We start from the raw sequence: 18,360 nt of genomic DNA, 5'->3' as shown, positions 1-18,360 counted from the left end.
GTTGCTGGGCCCAGAAACTCGGGCGGCTGACTCGGTTCTGGCGTGGTTGGGCCCGGAATTCGCGCGATTGGGGTCGTAATTGGCGTGATTGGGGCCGGAACTCGGGTGACCGGAGGCGGGACTCGTGTGATTGGCGGCGGGATTCGCGTGATCGGCGAGGCATCTCGTGTGATTGAACGGGCATCACGCGTGATTGAGGGGTCGACTCGCGTGCCTGGAGGGTCGGTTCGCGTGCCTGGAGGGTCGGTTCGCGTACTTGGGGGGTCGGTTCGCGTGTCTGGAGGGGCTGGCCCGTGGCTGGGAGGTGAGTCGCGCGTGAGGGTCAGGTGTTGATTTCCCAGAGGGCCTCTACCAGGGTTTGGACTGCTCCGTTGTAGGCGTGTTTGGGGGGTGCCGCGTAGCCGACTATCAGGCCTCCGGGGCGGTTTGGGTCCATCCAGTAGGTGCCCAGGCCTTCTATGCCGATTGCGCGGCGGCGGCAGGCTGCCATGGCTTCTGTTTCTGTGGGGCCCTCTGGGGGGAGCATCAGCAGGAGGTGGAGGCCCGCCGCTATGCCGTGGGGGCGTACTGAGTCCGGCAGGGCTTCCAGGAGCCGGGCGCGGCGGGCTCGGTACTCCGCCCGGCAGCGGCGGATGTGCTGGTCGTAGGCGCCCGAGTCGATCAGTTCGGCCAGGGCCAGCTGGTTCAGGATCGCCGGGCGGGAGCCGCTGTCCGACATGGCCGCGCGGACCGGCTCTACCAGGGAACGTGGCAGGACCAGCCAGGCGAGGCGGAGTGCGGGGGCCAGGGTTTTGCTTGCTGTGCCTGCGTAGATGACCCGCTCCGGTGCCAGGGCCTGCAGGGCGCCGACCTGCTGGTGGTCGAAGCGGAACTCGCCGTCGTAGTCGTCTTCCAGGATCAGGGCGCCCGAGCGGGTCAGCTGCGTGCGGCGGTGCGGGGCCAGCGTCACACCCGTGGGGTACTGGTGTGCCGCCGTGACGACCACCGCCGGACTGTCCACTGCGGACACGTCGATGCCGTGTTCGTCGACCTCCACGCCGACGATTCGCTGGCCCTGCGCCGCCGCGATGTCGCGGTACATGTGCAAAGACGGGTTTTCGAAGGCCATCTCGGTGATGCCGAGGCCCACAAGGGCCCTCGCGAGGACGGCGATCGCGTGGGAATAGCCGTGGCACACCACGATCCGCGCCGGGTCCGCGACCACCCCGCGGCTGCGGGCCAGGTACGCGGCGAGCGTGTCGCGCAGCTCCGGGGCGCCGAGTTCCGACTCGTAGCCGAAGGCCGCCGCCGGGGTGCGCAGCAGGGCGCGGCGGGTTGCGATGATCCAGGCCTGGCGGGGGAACGCCGTCAGGTCCGGGCGGCCCGGCCGCAGGTCCCAGCGCGGGGCCGGGTCGCGGGGCGCCGGCCGGGGCGCGGACTGGGGGAGCGCGCCCGCCGTCGCGACGCGGGTCGGGGCGCCCTGGGCCGTGTGCAGGTAGCCCTCGGCGGCGAGGTCGGCGTAGACGCGGGTCACCGTGCCGCGGGCGATGCCCAGGTCCTGGGCCAGCGCCCGGGTCGACGGCACAGTTGCGCCCGGCTGCCAGCGGCCCTCGCGGATGGCCGCCCGGATCGCCGCGGCCAAGCCGGGGCGCCCGGTTTCCGGCTGCCAGTCGAGGTGGACGTCGAGGCCGGAACTGGTCCACGAATCTGCCATGTGACTGGACCATACTCGTGGGCCAGTTCGGGCTAGCGTGAAACCATGACGAAGCGAATCGGACTCGGGCACGCGCCCGGGATCTACAAGGCGATGGCGAACGTGCAGGCCGAGGTGGAGAAGGCCGCCGCGAACGCGGGGGTCGACCACAAGCTGCTGGAACTGGTGAAGATGCGCGCCTCGCAGCTCAACGGCTGCGCGTTCTGCCTCGACATGCACAGCCGCGACGCGCTCGAGTCGGGCGAGTCGCCGCGGCGGCTGTTCGTGCTCGACGGCTGGCGCGAGACGACCCTGTTCACCGAGCAGGAGCAGGCCGCCCTCGCCCTCACCGAGGCGATGACCAAGCTGTCCGCGACCCAGAGCGTCCCCGACGACGTCTACGAGGCCGCGGCCGAGGTGTTCACCGAAGACCAGTACCGCGCCATCGCGTGGGAGGTCATCGCGATCAACAGCTGGAACCGGATGGCCGTCACCAGCCACACGCCGCTGCCGAAGCGTGACGCGTGAGCGCCGCCGCGCTCAAGGCCCTGCACGTCCCGGGCACGCCGCTGGTCCTGCCGAACGCGTGGGACGCCGACACCGCGAAGGCCGTCGAGGCCGCTGGGTTCCCCGTGATCGCGACCAGTTCGGTCGCCGTCGCGGCCGCTCTCGGGTTCCCGGACGGGGAGCAGGCACCGGTCGACGAGATGTTCGCGGCCGCCGCGCGGATCGTGAAGGCCGTCGGCGTGCCCGTCACGGTGGACGCCGAGTCCGGCTACGGCCTGTCCGGCGCCGAGCTGGCCGGCCGGCTCCTGGACATCGGCGCGGTCGGCCTCAACTTCGAGGACACCGACAGCGCCACCGGGCAGGTCCGGCCGGTCGTCGTGCAGGCCGACCGGATCGCCGCCCTGCGCGAAGCGGCGGGTGACGCACTGGTGATCAACGCCCGCGTCGACGCCTTCCGCGGCGCGAGCGACCCCCACGACGTGCTGACCGCCAACGTCGCCCGGGCGAAGGCGTACTTCGCGGCCGGCGCCGACTGCGTCTACCCGATCCACCTGCGGACCCCGGACGTGCTGGCGGAGTTCGTGCAAGGCGTCGGCGGCGCGGTCAACGCGCCCGCGTGGCCGGGCAGCCCGGGGATCGCCGGCCTGGCCGAGCTGGGCGTGGCGCGGATCTCGCTGGGCGGCGGCCTGTGGGGCCACACCCGGAAGTTCCTGGCCGACACGCTGGCCGAGGTCGCCAAGGGCACCCTGCCGTACTGAAATGGCCGAAGGCCGCCGCGAGGGGATCGGGAACACCCTCGCGACGGCCTTCGGTGTCGGGCGGCCGTTAGTGGGAGACGGCCTTCTCGGCGCCCGCGCCGGTGAGGGAGCGGACCTCCATTTCGGCGTACTTCTTCGCGTTGTGCTCCTTCGACAGGACCGTGCCGAGCCAGCCGAGGAAGAACGCGATCGGGATCGAGACCAGGCCCGGGTTGTCGAGCGGGAACCAGTGGAAGTCGACGCCCTGAAGCATCGACGCGCTCTTGTGCGTCTTCGGGTCGATCGGCTTGCCCGAAACGGCGGGGGAGAACACGATCAGGATGATCGTGATGGCCAGGCCGCCGTAGATCGACCACAGCGCGCCCTGGGTGTTGAACCGCTTCCAGAACAGCGAGTAGAGGATCGTCGGCAGGTTCGCCGACGCCGCCACCGCGAACGCCAGCGCGACCAGGAACGCCACGTTCTGCCCGTTGGCCAGGATGCCGCCGAGGATCGCGACCGCGCCGATCACCAGCGCGGTGATCCGGGCGACCTTGACCTCCGAACCCGGCGTCGCCTTGCCCTTCTTGATGACGTTGGCGTAGACGTCGTGCGCGAAGGACGCCGACGCCGTGATCGTCAGGCCCGCCACCACGGCGAGGATCGTGGCGAACGCGACCGCCGCGATCAGTCCCAGCAGGACCGGCCCGCCCAGTTCGAGCGCGAGCAGCGGTGCCGCCGAGTTCGCGCCGCCGGGGGCGGCCTTGATCTTGTCCGGGCCGACCAGCGCGCCCGCGCCGTAGCCCAGCACCAGCGTGAACAGGTAGAACACGCCGATCAGCACGATCGCCCAGACCACCGAGCGGCGCGCGTCGCGGGCGGTCGGCACGGTGTAGAAGCGCATCAGCACGTGCGGCAGGCCCGCGGTGCCCAGCACCAGCGCGATGCCGAGGGAGAAGAAGTCCAGTTTGGACGTTCCGGTGGCGCCGTACTGCTTGCCCGGGCCGAGCAGCGCTTCACCCGTCTTGCCCGCCTTGTCGACCGCGCCCTGCAGCAGCGAGGAGAAGTTGAAGCCGTACTTCCCGAGCACCCACAGCGTCATCACGAGCGCGCCGACGATCAGCAGCGCGGCCTTGATGATCTGGACCCAGGTGGTCCCCTTCATGCCGCCGATGAGCACGTAGGCGATCATGATCACGCCGACGATGACGATGACCAGCGACTGGCCGGTCTTGCCCTCGATGCCCAGCAGCAGCGCGACCAGGCCGCCCGCGCCGGCCATCTGGGCCAGCAGGTAGAAGAACGACACGACCATCGTCGACGTCGCGGCCGCCGCGCGGACCGGACGCTGCTTCATCCGGAACGCCAGGACGTCGCCCATCGTGAACTTGCCGGTGTTGCGCAGCAGTTCCGCCACCAGCAGCAGCGCGACCAGCCAGGCCACCAGGAAGCCGATGGAGTAGAGGAAGCCGTCGTAGCCGTAGATGGCGATCGCGCCCGCGATGCCGAGGAACGACGCCGCGGACAGGTAGTCGCCCGAGATCGCGATGCCGTTCTGCGGGCCGGTGAACGCGCGGCCGGCGGCGTAGTAGTCCGACGCCGTCTTGCTGTTGCGGCTGGCCCGGAACACGATCACCAGCGTGATGATCACGAACACACCGAAGATGCTGATGTTGAGGAGCGGGCTGCTGCCTTCGACTCCCGCGGCGATGGTGGTGATCACGCCTGCTCCCCCTTCGTGTTGTCGGCTTCGATGTCCTCGCGGATCTTCTCCGCGATCGGGTCGAGACGGCGGTTCGCGTAGCGGACGTAGAGCCCGGTGATCACGAACGTCGAGACGAACTGCAGGAGACCGAAGATCAGGCCGATGTTGACGTTGCCGAACACCTTCGTGCTCATGAAGCCGTGCGCGTAGTCGGCGAGCAGGACGTAGAGCAGGTACCAGAGCAGGAACAACGCCGCCATCGGGAAGACGAACCGGCGCAGTCGGCTGCGCAGCTCCCGGAACTCGGTGCTTTCGTGCGCGCGTTCCCAGATGGCGTCGGCCGTGTCCGGGGGTCCGCCGGGTTCCGTCGTGCTCATGCTGCTCCCTCGCGACGTTGCGGAATGTGGTCCGCGTCACCGTAGGGAGGAGTAAGGCTCGCGTGAAGAATCAGCGGCTCAACAGCCTCGCGAGACGACGAACGGTTGACGAACGGTCGCGCGGCCTGGCCGAACGGGGTTCGTCCAGGTGCAGGCGGAGCATCGCGGACGTCGCCCAGAGCGGGGGCCGGCCGCGCAGGGAGACCAGCGCCATTACGCCGAACGCCAGCGGTACCGACCAGGGTGCCGGTTGCTGCACCAGGATCGCCACCCAGCCGTGCAGCTGCGGGCCGGCGAGGGCGAACAGGATCGAGCCGGACGACGCGATCAGCCCGGTCAGCACGCCGGCGATCCCGCCCGCCGCGGTCAGCCGCGGCCACCAGATGCCGAGCACGAGCAGCGGGCAGAACGTCGACGCGGCGACGGTGAAGCCCCACGTGACGAGCACCCCGGCGTCCAGCTCGGCCGAGCGCAGGGCCAGCAGCACCATCACGCCGGCGACGCCGAACACGGCGAACCGCAGCCGGCGCAGCCCACCCGGCACCAGGTCGTGGGCGAGCGCCCCGGACATCACCAGCAGCAGCCCGAGCGACGTCGCCAGGAACGCGGCGAACGCGCCCGCGGTCAGCAACGCCGTGAAGAACCCGCCGGCCCAGCCACTGTCCACTTGGTACGGCAGGGCGACGACGACGGTGTCGGTCGCGCCGGAGAGGTAGAGCCCGGGGACCAGGACGCGGCCGAGGACGCCGTAGATGCCGGGGAACAGGTAGAAGATCCCCAGCAGGGCCACGGTGATCGCGGCGGTGCGGCGCGCGGCGCGGCCGTCCGGGCTGGTGTGGAAGCGCATGAGCACGTGCGGCAGGCCCATCGTGCCGAGCATGGTCGCGATGAGCACGGACCACGTGCCCAGCAGCGGGTAGCCCTGGTCGCCGAGGTCGAGCAGCGGGCGCCGCCAGTCCTGGCCGCCCAGCGGTGCGCCGCCGCGGACCGCGGGCACCGCCGTGCCTTCGCCGAACACGACGACGTCCTGGCTGTGCGCGGTGAACTCGCCTGGTGGCAAGGTTTCCGCGACGCCGTTGCGTTCGACGGCGGTCGGTTCGCGGATCACCATGGTGACGTCGACTTCGAAATTCACCGGCGTCTCGCGGGTGAAGTGGGTGAACTCGACGGGGTTCAGCGCGTCGGCCCGGTTCACCGCGCCCGCCTGCAGCACCAGCCAGATCGCCGGGATCAGGAACAGCAGCAGCTTGAGGACGAACTGGAACGCCTGGACGTACGTCGCCGCGCGCATCCCGCCCAGGGCGAGGGTGACGCTGACCGCGGCGCCGGCCAGCACGACGCCGACCCAGTACGGCGTGCCGCCCACCGCCGTCAGCACGAGACCCGCGGTGCGGAACTGCGGGACGACGTAGATCGTGCCGATCACCAGCACCACTACCGCGGCGAGGCGGCGCAGGGCGGGGGAGTTGAGCCGGGCTTCGGCGAAGTCGGGCACGGTCAGCGCGCCCGAGCGCCGCATCGGCGCGGCGACCAGCACGAGCATCGCGATGTAGCCGGCGGTGAAACCGACCGGGTACCAGAGCGCGCCGATGCCGTCCTTGACGACGAGCCCCGCGACGCCGAGGAACGACGCCGCCGACAGGTACTCACCCGACACCGCGGCCGAGTTGACCAGCGGCGAGATCCGCCGGGACGCCACCAGGAAGTCCGACGTCGTGCGCATCGCGGCGACCCCGCGGACGCCGATCAGCAGCGTCATGAGCACGACCGGCGCGACGGCGAGCGCGACGCCCACTACTCGTCCTCGATGCGCTCGGCGCGGCGCAGCTGCCAGCGCGCCAGCAGCGCCATCGACGGGTACGGCAGGACCGCGATCATCAGCCAGGACAGCGGAATCCCCAGCAACCGCACCGAGTCGAGGCCGGGGAAGATCGCGAACACCCCCGGCAGGCCCAGCAGCAGCGCGAACATCAGCACCAGCGCGGGCAGGCCGTGCCGGCGCTGCGCGCGGTATAGCGCGGTGGCGCGCTGGGTCTCCGCCGGTGGCAAGCGCGGGACGCGCCAGCGGCCGCGTGAGCGACGGCGGGCATGGGCGAGGCGCGTCTGCGGGCTGGTGACGGCCACCCGCCGGATCTTGCTCATCGCGCGCCCGGCCCGAGCCGGCCGCGCTGGGCGGCTTCGAGCAGCCTGTCCCGCAGGTCGCGGGCGTGACGCCGGCTGACCGGGACGTCGCCCGCCTCGGTGTGCGCGAGCAGCCCGCCCGCGCTGTCGCTGCGCAGCTCCAGCACCGCGCCGACGGCGAGCAGGAACCCGCGGTGCACCCGGCTGAACCCGGTGCCCTCCCAATACTCCTCGAGCCGCGAGATCGGCATCCGCACCAGGTGCACGCCGCCGCGCGTGTGCAGCCGGACGTAGTCGCCGTGCGCCTCCACGAACAGGACGTCGTCGCGGCGGACGTAGCGGGTGCGGCCGCCGGACTCGACCGGCAGTGCGGCCATCGCGTCCGGGGTCGAGCGCGAAGACGGCGTGGCCATCCGGCCGACCTTCGCCAGCGCGGCGGCGAGCCGTTCGGCCCGGACTGGCTTGAGCAGGTAGTCGACCGCGCCGATGCCGTACGCGGTGACGGCGTGGCCGTCGTGCGCCGTGACGAACACGATCACCGGCGGCTCGCTCAGCTTCGCCAGCAGCGACGCCAGTTCGAGCCCGTCGAGACCGGGCATCGAGATGTCGAGGAACACCGCGTCGAACCGGTCGGCCTGAAGCAGCTTCAACGCCTTCAGCGCGTCACTCGCGCCGACGACTTCGCCGACTTCGGGCGCTTCGCGCAGCATCCGGCAGAGTTCGTCCAACGCGGGCGGCAGGTCGTCGACGGCGAGCACGCGCAGGCCCGTCACGGCAGCACCCCCGGCTGGAACAGCGGCACCCGGACGATCACCCGGGTGCCCGCCCCGACCTCGGTTTCCACGGTGAGGCCGTACCAGGCGCCGTAGACGTCCCGCAGCCGTCTGTCCACATTGGCCAATCCAAGACCGGCCGGGTCGTCCTCGCCGACGCGCCCGGCGAGCAGGTCCGCGGCCCGCTTCGGATCCATGCCGACCCCGTCGTCCTCGACGAAGATCACGCAGTCGTTCCCTTCCGCCTGGCCGTGCACCTGGACCAGCCCGGCCTCCGGGCGCGGCTCGATACCGTGCCGGATCGCGTTCTCCACCAACGGTTCCAGCACGAGGTACGGGACGGCGACGGCGAGGATCTCCGGTGCGACCCGCACCTGGACGCGCAGCCGTTCGCCCAGCACCGCGCGCTGCAGCGCCAGGTACGTCTCGATCGCGCGGAACTCCTCGGCGACGACGGTGTACTCGCCGTGCCGGGCCAGGCTGTAGCGCGTGTAGTCGGCGAAGTCGAGCATCAGGTCCCGCGCGCGGTCGGGGTCCGAACGCACCAGCGACGCGATGACGGTGAGCGCGTTGTAGACGAAGTGCGGCGACATCTCGGCCCGCAGCGCGCGCAGCTCGGCCTGCGCGGCCTGTTCGGCGGACGCCTCGAGCCGGCCGCGTTCCAGCGCCCGGATGACGAGGTCCGCGGCCTGGCCGGCGACGGAGTCCCGGACGTCGCCGACGACCAGCAGCGCCCCGGCGAGCTCGTCGTGGGCGTGCAGCGGCAGCACGAGGACGTCGTCGGCGGAGCCCGGCTCCTCGCTGTGCAGGACGCCGTCCAGGACCGTCGCGACGACGTCGTCCGGCCCGGGACGGCCCGACCAGAGCAGCACGCCGGACAGGTCGGTGAGGCCGACGCCGGGGAAGCCGAACAGCCGCCGCAGGCCGTGCGCGGCGCGGCGGGCGCGGGTGCCGGAGAGGCCGTCGCGCAGGTCGTCGGTGATCCGGCGGGCCGCGGCGAGCACCGGCAGCGGATCGGCACGGGACGCCGCCCGCAGGTGCAGCGCGGTCATCGGGCTCCCCTCGGCGACGGTGTCCAGGGCAGTAGATCCTACGGTGCGGTCCCCGGGCTAGAGGCTCTCGTCCTGGTCGGCGAGCACCTTGGCGTGCCGCCGGAAGCGGCGCCACGTGCTGTATTCACCGCTCGCGGGGGCCGGCACCTCGGCCAGGCGGCTCGGGAAGAGCCGGTCCGGCAGCGAGATCCAGCCCGTCGTGCGCGTCTCCTTCACCGCCACCCGCACCGGCCGGAACGTCGTCGGGTCGAGGTCGTCGCTGTGCCGGACGACCTCCTCGTAGAACCAGGCCGACGTGATCAGCGCGAGCACGCCCCGCGACGTCTTGAGGGCCTTCTTCAGCGGAGGCGCCTCCAGGAGCCGGAACGAGTGGTTGATCGCCGGCGCCGTGACGCCGTTGTCGTCGTAGGCGACCTCGCCCGCGTGCAGCGCCATCCGGAGCCGGATCCGCGCCTCGGCGTGGTGCGTGCGGTTGTGGCGGTGCAGCGCCACGGCGAGCGCGTTGGGCAGGTACTCGACGAACGGCCCCTTGGGGATCTCCGGCGGGGCCAGGACGAAGACGCCGTCGCCGCAGTCCTCGGTCCGGCAGCCCGCCCACGGGACACCGGCGTCGTCGAAGGCCCGGCGCAGCGCCCGGTAGAGGCCCTCGCGCAGCGCCAACCGGTGCGGCGTGGTCCGGCGCGGGTCGCCGTACCCCTCCACGTCCACCGCGAAGATCGTCCGGTGCACAGCCGGCCGTTCGTAGTTCATCGCACCCCTCCCGGCGACACATGCATGTGCTGATGCATGTGCAGCCAGTGTGACGGAAGTCGGCCGTCCGGGGGAATGGGTCATGCGGTGAACGGTTCCCCCACGACGGTGACCGGCAACGGGGGAAAGCCCAGATCAGAGGCCCTGTGAGTGGTGCGCACACCTCTCACGGGGCCTCTGACGGACCGGAAGGGATCAGCAGCTCTGCTTGTAGAAGTACTGAGAGTTGGCGTCCATGTCGTCCTTGGTGATCGAGTGCAGCTGCGCGGTCAGGTTCCGCGTCACCGGCTTGCCCTCGAGTGCCGCGACGGCCTGGTCGACACCCTGGGTGCCGATCGACGCCGGGTCCTGGGCGATCAGGGCCTGGTACTGGCCGCTCTTGAGGCCCTCGACCTCGGACGGGCTGGCGTCGAAGCCGATCAGGTTGACCGCGCCGACCTTGCCGGAGTTGCGGAGGCCGGTCGCCGCGCCTTCACCGGTGTTGAGGTTGGTCGCGAAGACGCCGATCAGGTCCGGGTTGGCGGCCAGCGCGGCCGTCACCTTGGACGCGGCCTGGTCGGGCTCGTTCTGGGTGAACTGGACGCCGATGGACTTCAGGGCCGGCGTGTTCTTCAGCTCCTCTTCGAAACCCTTGACGCGGGCGGCCGTCGTCGACGTGCCGGCGATGGTGTCGAGCACCAGCACCGAACCGCTCTTGCCGGCGGCCAGCTTGACCATGGTCTGCGCGGCGAGCTTGCCGCCCGCGGCGTTGTCCGACGAGACGGACGACTCGGCGACACTCGTGTCCTTGAGCGAGGTGTCGACCTCGACGATCTTCGTGCCGCGCGCCTTGACCTGCTGGATCGGCGCGAGCATCGCCGTGTCGTCGGTCGGCGCGATCAGCAGCGCGGCCGGCGGGTTCGCGCCGAGCGCGTTGACGAGCTGGGTCTGCAGGGGCGCGTCGAACTTCTGGGGCGCCTGCGTGGTCAGCTCGTAGCCGAGCTTCTTGGCTTCGGCCTGCGCGCCGCACTGCAGCGAGATGTAGAACGGCTCGGCCTGCACGCCCGGGATCAGCGCCAGCTTCTTGGCGTTGGCCGAGTTGGCCTGGCTGCTGCCCCCGCCGGTGTCGCCCACCGTGCCGGAACCGCACGCGGTGAGCAGCGCGGCGGCGGACGCCAGCGCCCCGGCCGCGACGAGCGTCTTGGTCAAGTTCATCGGAAGCACCTCTTTGTACTCGGGGGAACTCGGGAGTCTCGGGAACGGGGTCAGCGGGAGTTGCGCTGGCGGCGGCGCCGCTGGTCGAACCAGACGGCCGCGATCAGCACGGCGCCGACCGCGATCATCTGCCAGAAGTCCGGGACGCCGGTGATGTTGAAGCCCTTCTTCAGGACCGCGGGGATGAACACGCCGATCACGGTGCCGAGCACCGAGCCGACGCCGCCGAACAGGCTCGTCCCGCCCATCACCGTCGCCGCGATGGCGTTGAGGTTGTCGCTGGTGTGCCCGGTGATGGTGGTCGAGTTGTAGTAGGCCAGCGACAGGAACCCGGCGAGCCCGGCCAGGACGCCGGTCAGCGTGTAGACCTTCATCAGGTGCGCGGTGACGCCGATGCCCGCGCGCCGCGCGCCTTCGGCGTTCGAGCCGATGGCGAAGGTGTAGCGGCCGAACTTCGTGGTGTGCAGCAGCCACGCGCCGATCAGCGTGATCACCACGGCGATCAGCACCAGGTTCGGGACGACGCCGAAGGACGTGCCGTAGCCGAGCTGCTTGTTGAGCACGACCGGGACCGTGCGCACGTCGCTGCCGTTGTTGATGAGCAGGGACGCGCCGAGCGCCGCGCCCATCGTGCCGAGGGTGACGATCAGCGGCGGGATGCCCGCGACCGCGATGAGGAAGCCGTTGACCAGGCCCCACACCGTCCCGGCCAGGATGGCGACGACCAGCCCGACGATGATCACGCCCCAGCCCGCGCCGCCGGCGTCTCCGCCGGACATGGCTTCCATCGTCTTGCCGCCGACCATGCCCGCGAAGATGAGCACCGAGCCCACCGACAGGTCGATGCCGGACGTGATGATCACGAACGTCATGCCGACCGAGAGCACCAGCAGCACGGCCGTCTCGATGAGCAGCAGCTGGAAGTTGTACACCGTCGGGAACGCGTCCGGCGCGAGCGCGCTGAACACCACGATCAGCGCCGCCAGCACCAGCGCGATCCAGAACGTGTTGGCGCCGACGAGCCGCTTGCCCAAGGGGCGCTTGGTGAAGCCTTCTTCCACAGTGGACTGGATTTCCGGGGCCGGGGCGCTCACGCCGCCTCCTCCTGCACGAGGGCGCCGGTCATCGCGGCGACGAGGTCTTCCAGCTTGGTGCCGGCGCCGGCGAACCGGGCCACCCGCTTGCCGAGCCGGAGCACCTCGACGCGGTCGGCGACCGACAGCACCTCGGGCATGTTGTGGCTGATCAGCACGACGGCGATGCCCTTGTCGCGCACCTTCTTGATGACGTCGAGCACGCGCTCGCGCTGCACGACGCCCAGCGCGGCCGTCGGCTCGTCCATGAACACGACCTTGGACGCCCAGACGACCGACCGCGCCACCGCGACGCTCTGGCGCTGCCCGCCGGACAGCGAGCCGATCGGGACGTCGGTGCTCTGCAGCGTCACGCCGAGCCGCTGGAACTCCTCGATCGCCCGGCGGCGCATCTCGGCCTTGTCGAGCATGCCCAGCTTGCCGAGAATGCCCTTGCGGTGGATTTCCCGGCCCAGGAACAGGTTCGCGGCCGGATCCAGCTCGGGGGCGACGGCCAGGTCCTGGTACACGGTCTCGATGCCCAGGCGCCGGGCCGTGGTCGGGGAGTCGACGTGCACCTGCGCGCCGTCGAGCAGGATCCGGCCCGACGTCGGCTGCTCCGCGCCCGAGAGGCACTTGACCAAAGTGGACTTGCCGGCGCCGTTGTCGCCGATCAGCGCCGTCACCTCGCCCGCGCGGGCCTGGAACGACGCCCCGCGCAGCGCCTCGACCGACCCGTAGTGCTTCGTCAGGTCGACCGCGTCCAGCAGGATTTCGCTCATCCGGTCCGCCCTTCGAGCGCCGGCGGGCGGCAGCGGATCACCGTCGCGGTGCCGGCCAGCTCGGTCTGGCCCGCGTCGAACGGGACGACGAACGTGTCGCCCTTGGCCAGCGCGTGCTCGCCGCCGTGCTCGGTGCGCAGGGTGCCCTCGCCGTCGAGGACGACCAGCACCGCGAACGACGGGTCGAGTGACAACGTTGTCAGTTCGGTCGTGCGAAGCTGCTCCGCTTGGAAGAACCGCTCCGATCCGGCGGCCAGCAGATCGACGGTGGCCGCGGTGTCGCCCGCGGTCCGCTTGATGATGGTCTCGAGGCGCTCGGCGTCCCAGCCGGACGTGTCCAGCGCCTGGATCGCCGTGTCGAAGCCGAGGCCGAGGTGGCCCTTCTCCGGCGAAGCGAGGAAGTCACGCCACTCGATGGTCAGCGAGAAGTCCGTCGGCTGCTGCAACTCGACAACGAAGACGCCCTCGCCGATCGCGTGCGGCAGGCCGGAGGGGATGTAGACGGTGTCGCCCGCGGTCACCGGGACGCTGTTCAGCGCCCCCAGCATCGACGGCACGTCCTGCTCCCGCGTCCACTCGGACACGGTGTCCTTGGTGAGCGTCTCCTTGAAGCCGGGGTAGACGCGCGGGTCGTCGCCGTAGGTGCCGACCACGATCCACGCCTCGGTCTTGCCGAAGTGCGAGTCGAAGTGCTGCTTCGCGAACGCGTCGGACGGGTGGAAGTGCACCGGCAGCCGCTGGCCCGCGTCGAGGAGCTTGACCAGCAGCCCGGTCGACGTCCCGAGCACCTCGACGTGCTTGGCGCCGAGCCACGCCGGGGCGTCCGCCTCGACGGCGTCGCGCAGCCAGGCGCCGCTCGGGAGCCGGGTCAGGCCATTGGTCTCCTGGCCGAACATGGTGCTGACCGAGGCGACCCAGTCCTCCGGGCCGAACTTCTTGTCGGGCGAGGCGCCGCGCAACGCCGCGATGGCGTCGCCCCCGCGGTAGAACTGCGGCGGCTGGTTGGCCGGAAGCCGGATCGGTTCGAGGGTCACGGGGCGACCTCACCGGAACCACGGGCGACGAGATGCACGGGCAGGACGACCTTTCTCGGCGGGGACTGATCTCCTTGGACACGGGCGAAGAGCAGCTCGGCCGCGGCGTGGCCCAGTGCGCTGACGTCGTGCGCGATCACGGTGACCGGCGGGTCGAGCAGGTCCGCCAGCTCGAAGTCGTCGAAGCCGACCATCGCCGGGCGGTACTCGGCGTGGGCCAGGGCCCGCAGCAGGTGCACGGCGACCCGGTTGTTGCCCGCGATCACCGCGGTGGCGGCGTCGGGCCCGTGCAGCAGCCGCTTGACGGCGTCGCCGACGCCCTCCTGGGTCGGCGTGCGCATGGCGACCAGCGACTCGTCGTAGGAGATGCCGTTGCGCACGCAGCCTTCGCGGAACCCGCGCAGGCGCTCGGCCGCGGTGAAGATGTCCGGGCTGTCGCCGAGGAACGCGATCCGCCGGTGGCCGTGCTTGGCCAGGTGCGTGACGGCTTCGATGGTGCCGCCGAGGTTGTCGACGAGCACGGTGTCGGCGACGATGTCGCCCGCCGGGCGGTCGATGAACACGACGGGCGTGCCCGCGCGCATCTCCGGCACCAGGTACCCGTGCTGCAGGCCGGCCGGGACGACGAGGATGCCGTCCACCCGCCGCGCGCAGAACTCCAGCACGAGCTCGCGCTCGCGGTCGGAGTTCTCCTCGGACGAGCCGGTGAGCACCTGCCGGCCGAACGACGTCGCGATGCGTTCCACCGCGCGGTTCAGCTCGGAGTAGAAGGGGTTGCCGACGTCCTCGACGATCAGCCCGATGGTCCCGGTGGTCGACCCGCGGCGCAGGTTGCGCGCGCCGAGGTTGCGCCGGAAACCCAGCTGCTCGATGGCCGCCATGACCCGCTCGGCGGTGTCCGGGTGCACCGCCGGTTCGTCGTTGACCACGCGCGAGACGGTCTTGATGGACACGCCCGCCAGCCTGGCCACATCGCTCATCGTGGCCCGGCGGCTCGCGGTGCGCGTGCTGCCGTCCCGGTCCCGGCCGGGTGGAGACAACGTTGTCATAGTGCACGGGATTGAACGCCAAGGTTCCGGTGCTTGTCAACGCCTTGGGCGCGGATTGTGCCGATTCGACTACGGAAGTCGTAGGTCAGACGGCTGATCAGCTTGTCCGGAAGTGGACAGGTGTTGACAGCACCCTTGACTGTCTCGTGAGCCGCTGCCCAAGGTGGCCCGGTTCGACCGAGCGCGCGACAAGGTTGTCATTCACCCTCTGGTCGCGCTGATGTGGTGGAGAGGCGATGGCGATGGCGCGAGCGCGCTGGAGAGCCGGTTCGATCTTGTCAGCCCTGGCGGTGACCGCGGCGATGGCACCCGCGATGCCCGCTGCCGCGGCCCCCGCGACCGACTTCGCGAAGTGGGTCAACCCGTTCGTCGGCACCCGGCCCGGCGGCGAGGACCACGGCACCGGTGGCGGTGCCGGCAACACGTTCCCGGGCGCGGTCGCGCCGTTCGGCATGGTGCAGTGGAGCCCGGACACGGTGAAGTCCCAGCCGGGCGGGTACTTCTACGACGACAACGTGCTGAACGGCTTCAGCCTGACGCACCTTTCGGGCGCGGGCTGCTCGACCTACCAGGACATTCCGTTCATCCCGTACGTCGGCGAGGTCTCGACGTCCCCGGCGACCGACCCCGCGCACTACACGTCGAAGTTCTCGCACACAGGAGAACACGCGACGGCGGGCGCTTACGACGTCACCCTCGACAGCGGCGCGAAGGTCGAGCTGAGCGCGACCCAGCGCACCGGCTCGGCGCGGCTGACCTACCCGGCCGGCGCGTCCTCGACGCTGCTGGTCAACACCTCCGGCTCGGTCAACGGCACCGACGACGCGTCGATCACCCTCGGCAAGGACACCATCAGCGGCTGGGCCACGAGCGGCCGGTTCTGCGGCGCGCAGAACAGCTACCGCGTCTACTTCTCGGCCAAGTTCGACACGCCGTTCGAGTCGATCGGCACCTGGAAGAACGGCGCCGTGACGCCGGGCAAGTCCGCCGAGACCGGTGGTGCCAAGGCGAAGGTCGCGCAGCCCAACGGCGTCGGCGCCTCGATCGCGCGCCCGGCCAAGGCGAAGCAGCAGGACACCACCGTGAGCGGCCCGGGCAGCGGCGGGTACGTCACCTTCGCCAACCTCAACGGCGCGCAGGTGAACGTCCAGGTCGGACTGTCCTTTGTGTCCGTCGACGGCGCGAAGGCCAACCTCAAGGCCGAGAACACCAAGAAGTCGTTCGACACCGTGGCCGCGTCCGCGCGCAAGGCGTGGAACGACCAGCTCGGCAAGATCGCCGTCACCGGTGGCTCGGACGCCGACCTGACGACGTTCTACACCTCGCTGTACCACTCGCTGATCCAGCCGAACGTCTTCTCCGACGTCGACGGCCAGTACCCGGGCTTCGACGGGCGGATCCACAAGGCCGACAAGGGCCACGCGATGTACACGAACTTCTCCGGCTGGGACATCTACCGCTCGGAGGCCCCCCTCCTGGCGACGATCGACCCGAAGGAGACCTCGGACATCGTCCGGTCGATGATGGCCTACGCCGAGCAGGGCGGGTCGTGGGACCGCTGGACGGTGGCCAACGACTACACCGGCGTGATGAACGGCGACCCGTACCACATCATCGTGTCCAGCGCGTACGCGTTCGGCGCGCGTGACTTCGACGCCCAGAAGGCGTTGCTGCTCATGATCAAGGGCGCCACCCAGCCGACGCAGGGTTACACCGAGCGGCCGGGCCTCGACGACTACCAGAAGCTCGGCTACGTGCCGGGCGCCGGCGCGGACACGCTCGAGTACACCAGCGCCGACTTCTCCATCGCCGAGTTCGCGAAGCGGCTCGGGGACAGCGCGACGTACACGACGTTCATGAAGCGCGCGCAGAACTGGCAGAACCTCTACAACCCGGGCACCGGTCACCTGCAGCCGCGCAACGCGGACGGCTCGTTCGCCGGCACCTACGACCCCGCCAGCTCGCAGGGCTGGGTCGAGGGCAACGGCGCGCAGTACGAGTGGATGGTGCCCTACGACCTCGGCGGCGTCGTGACGGCGTTCGGCGGCCCGGCGGCGACGCAGTCCCGGTTGGACACCTTCTTCACGAAGCTGAACGCGGGCACCCAGGAGCCGTACGCCTTCATGGGCAACGAGCCGAACTCCAACGCGCCGTACGTCTACTCCTACACCGGCGCCCCGGCCAAGACCCAGGCGATCGTGCACCGCTCGATGGACGAGCTGTACAACCCGCGCCCAGAAGGCCTGATCGGCAACGACGACCTCGGCCAGATGTCAGCCTGGTACGTCTGGTCCGCGCTCGGCATCTACCCGGAGATCCCGGGCCGCGCCGAGACGCTGCTCGTCACCCCGCGCTTCGAGCACGCCGTGCTCACCACCGGTGCGGGCAAGAAGATCACCGTCAACGCGCCGGGCACCGGCGACTACGTGGGCAGCCTGAAGGTCAACGGCGGCGCGTCGTCGAAGGCGTGGCTGCCGGAGGCGCTCATCTCCAGTGGCGGCACGCTCGACTACACCCGCTCCGCCACGGCCACCTCGTGGGGCAGCGCCGCGGCCGACGCGCCGCCGTCGTTCCGCGAGCAGGAGAAGCCGAGCCTGTCCTTTGTGGACCCGTCGCGCGCGGTGACGCCGGCGGGCTCGACGTCGAAGGCGTCGGTCGGCGTCCAGGACCTCTCCGGCACGGCCCGGACCTGGACCTACACCGCGGGCAGCGTCGACGGGATCACGCTGACGCCGGCGACGGGCAGCATCGCCGTCCCGGCGGGCGGCAAGGCGCACGCCGACCTGACGGTTTCGGTGCCCGCGGGGCTGGCCGACGGTGCGCGTCGCATCCCGGTGACGTTCTCGGCGCCGGGTGTGGCTTCGACGCAAGCGGTGCTCACGGTGCTGGTCGCCCAGCCGAACAGCTGGCTGGCCACGGTCGACAACGCGGGCATCTCGCCGGACTCCGACTCGTCGGCGGCCAACTTCGACGGCGGCGGCTGGAGCTACTCGGCCGACGCGCTGGCCGCGGCCGGCGCCACCCCGGGTGGCACGGTGACCAGTGACGGCATCAAGTTCACCTGGCCGTCGTTCCCGGCCGGCGACCCCGACAACGCGGTCGCGAACGGCCAGACGGTCAACGTCACCGGCACGGGCACCCGGCTCGCGCTGCTCGGCGCCGGCTCGAACGGCAACGCGCAGGGCACGCTGACCATCACCTACACCGACGGCAGCAAGTCGACCGCCACGATCGGGACGTCCGACTGGACGCTCGGCGGTGGCGGCGCCCAGCCGTCGTTCGGCAACCGGATCGTGCTGTCCACGCCGTACCGCAACGCCGCGGGCACTGACCCGCAGCAGATCCGCACGATGGTGTTCGGCACCGCGCCGATCACCCTCGACGCGGGCAAGACGGTGGCCAGCGTGACGCTGCCGTCGAACGTCAGCGGCGGCGTGCTGCACGTCTTCGCCATCGCCATCGGTTAGCAGTTGTTGTCCGTGAAGGCCTCCTTACCGGCTCTTATGGCCGGGAAGGAGGCCTTCACGGCTTTTC

General features: G+C 70.8%; 16 protein-coding genes. 3 read left to right on the top strand and 13 right to left on the bottom strand.

Annotated elements, in window-relative coordinates; genetic code table 11:
• Window positions 1-322: 322 nt before the first annotated feature.
• Entirely contained in the window at window positions 323-1,693 is a 1,371-nt protein-coding gene (locus ACLJQZ_RS19630; RefSeq protein WP_410621415.1) for a PLP-dependent aminotransferase family protein, read from the bottom strand.
• A gap of 45 nt (window positions 1,694-1,738) precedes the next feature.
• Here ACLJQZ_RS19630 and ACLJQZ_RS19625 point away from each other — a divergent pair, with 45 nt between their 5' ends.
• A complete protein-coding gene (locus tag ACLJQZ_RS19625) occupies window positions 1,739-2,200 on the top strand; it encodes a carboxymuconolactone decarboxylase family protein (protein ID WP_410621414.1) in 462 nt (153 codons plus the stop codon).
• Window positions 2,197-2,937, top strand: a complete 741-nt coding sequence (locus tag ACLJQZ_RS19620; RefSeq protein WP_410621413.1) for an isocitrate lyase/phosphoenolpyruvate mutase family protein — start codon at window positions 2,197-2,199, stop codon at window positions 2,935-2,937. The genes ACLJQZ_RS19625 and ACLJQZ_RS19620 overlap by 4 nt, the downstream gene beginning before the upstream one ends.
• Window positions 2,938-3,004: 67 nt before the next feature.
• Here the strand turns inward: ACLJQZ_RS19620 and ACLJQZ_RS19615 are convergent, their stop codons facing one another.
• The 12 genes from ACLJQZ_RS19615 to ACLJQZ_RS19560 form a co-directional block, all read right to left on the bottom strand.
• Window positions 3,005-4,636: a cation acetate symporter gene (locus tag ACLJQZ_RS19615; protein ID WP_410621515.1), complete on the bottom strand. Its 1,632-nt coding sequence runs from the start codon at window positions 4,634-4,636 to the stop codon at window positions 3,005-3,007.
• On the bottom strand, window positions 4,636-4,998 hold the full coding sequence (locus ACLJQZ_RS19610; protein WP_410621412.1) for a DUF485 domain-containing protein: 363 nt from the start codon (window positions 4,996-4,998) through the stop codon (window positions 4,636-4,638). The genes ACLJQZ_RS19615 and ACLJQZ_RS19610 overlap by 1 nt, the downstream gene beginning before the upstream one ends.
• Window positions 4,999-5,068: 70 nt before the next feature.
• On the bottom strand, window positions 5,069-6,793 hold the full coding sequence (locus ACLJQZ_RS19605) for a cation acetate symporter (RefSeq protein ID WP_410621411.1): 1,725 nt from the start codon (window positions 6,791-6,793) through the stop codon (window positions 5,069-5,071).
• The gene (locus ACLJQZ_RS19600) at window positions 6,793-7,140 is read right to left on the bottom strand and encodes a hypothetical protein (RefSeq protein WP_410621410.1); all 348 of its coding nucleotides are present in this window, start codon (window positions 7,138-7,140) and stop codon (window positions 6,793-6,795) included. Before ACLJQZ_RS19600 ends, ACLJQZ_RS19605 begins: the two co-directional genes overlap by 1 nt.
• The gene (locus ACLJQZ_RS19595; protein ID WP_247061713.1) at window positions 7,137-7,892 is read right to left on the bottom strand and encodes a LytR/AlgR family response regulator transcription factor; all 756 of its coding nucleotides are present in this window, start codon (window positions 7,890-7,892) and stop codon (window positions 7,137-7,139) included. The genes ACLJQZ_RS19600 and ACLJQZ_RS19595 overlap by 4 nt, the downstream gene beginning before the upstream one ends.
• Complete coding sequence (locus ACLJQZ_RS19590) at window positions 7,889-8,944, bottom strand: sensor histidine kinase (RefSeq protein ID WP_326946796.1); 1,056 nt, start codon at window positions 8,942-8,944, stop codon at window positions 7,889-7,891. The genes ACLJQZ_RS19595 and ACLJQZ_RS19590 overlap by 4 nt, the downstream gene beginning before the upstream one ends.
• Before the next feature lie 57 nt (window positions 8,945-9,001).
• On the bottom strand, window positions 9,002-9,694 hold the full coding sequence (locus tag ACLJQZ_RS19585) for a hypothetical protein (RefSeq protein ID WP_410621409.1): 693 nt from the start codon (window positions 9,692-9,694) through the stop codon (window positions 9,002-9,004).
• A 195-nt stretch (window positions 9,695-9,889) separates the two neighbouring features.
• Window positions 9,890-10,888 (bottom strand): ABC transporter substrate-binding protein, encoded by a 999-nt coding sequence (locus ACLJQZ_RS19580; protein ID WP_326946798.1) that lies wholly within the window; start codon window positions 10,886-10,888, stop codon window positions 9,890-9,892.
• A 50-nt stretch (window positions 10,889-10,938) separates the two neighbouring features.
• Complete coding sequence (locus ACLJQZ_RS19575) at window positions 10,939-11,982, bottom strand: ABC transporter permease (protein ID WP_410621408.1); 1,044 nt, start codon at window positions 11,980-11,982, stop codon at window positions 10,939-10,941.
• Window positions 11,979-12,743 (bottom strand): ATP-binding cassette domain-containing protein, encoded by a 765-nt coding sequence (locus tag ACLJQZ_RS19570; RefSeq protein ID WP_410621407.1) that lies wholly within the window; start codon window positions 12,741-12,743, stop codon window positions 11,979-11,981. The genes ACLJQZ_RS19575 and ACLJQZ_RS19570 overlap by 4 nt, the downstream gene beginning before the upstream one ends.
• Window positions 12,740-13,777, bottom strand: coding sequence for a class I mannose-6-phosphate isomerase (locus tag ACLJQZ_RS19565; RefSeq protein ID WP_410621406.1), 1,038 nt, complete (start codon window positions 13,775-13,777; stop codon window positions 12,740-12,742). The genes ACLJQZ_RS19570 and ACLJQZ_RS19565 overlap by 4 nt, the downstream gene beginning before the upstream one ends.
• Entirely contained in the window at window positions 13,774-14,757 is a 984-nt protein-coding gene (locus ACLJQZ_RS19560) for a LacI family DNA-binding transcriptional regulator (RefSeq protein ID WP_410621514.1), read from the bottom strand. Before ACLJQZ_RS19560 ends, ACLJQZ_RS19565 begins: the two co-directional genes overlap by 4 nt.
• A 371-nt stretch (window positions 14,758-15,128) precedes the next feature.
• On the opposite strand from ACLJQZ_RS19560, the gene ACLJQZ_RS19555 reads away from it, so the two are divergent.
• On the top strand, window positions 15,129-18,293 hold the full coding sequence (locus tag ACLJQZ_RS19555) for a GH92 family glycosyl hydrolase (RefSeq protein WP_410621513.1): 3,165 nt from the start codon (window positions 15,129-15,131) through the stop codon (window positions 18,291-18,293).
• Window positions 18,294-18,360: the final 67 nt, after the last annotated feature.

It is taken from the genome of Amycolatopsis sp. cmx-8-4 (assembly GCF_046548675.1).
Lineage (GTDB): Bacteria > Actinomycetota > Actinomycetes > Mycobacteriales > Pseudonocardiaceae > Amycolatopsis.
This window is presented reverse-complemented; position numbering and strand designations above follow the sequence as displayed.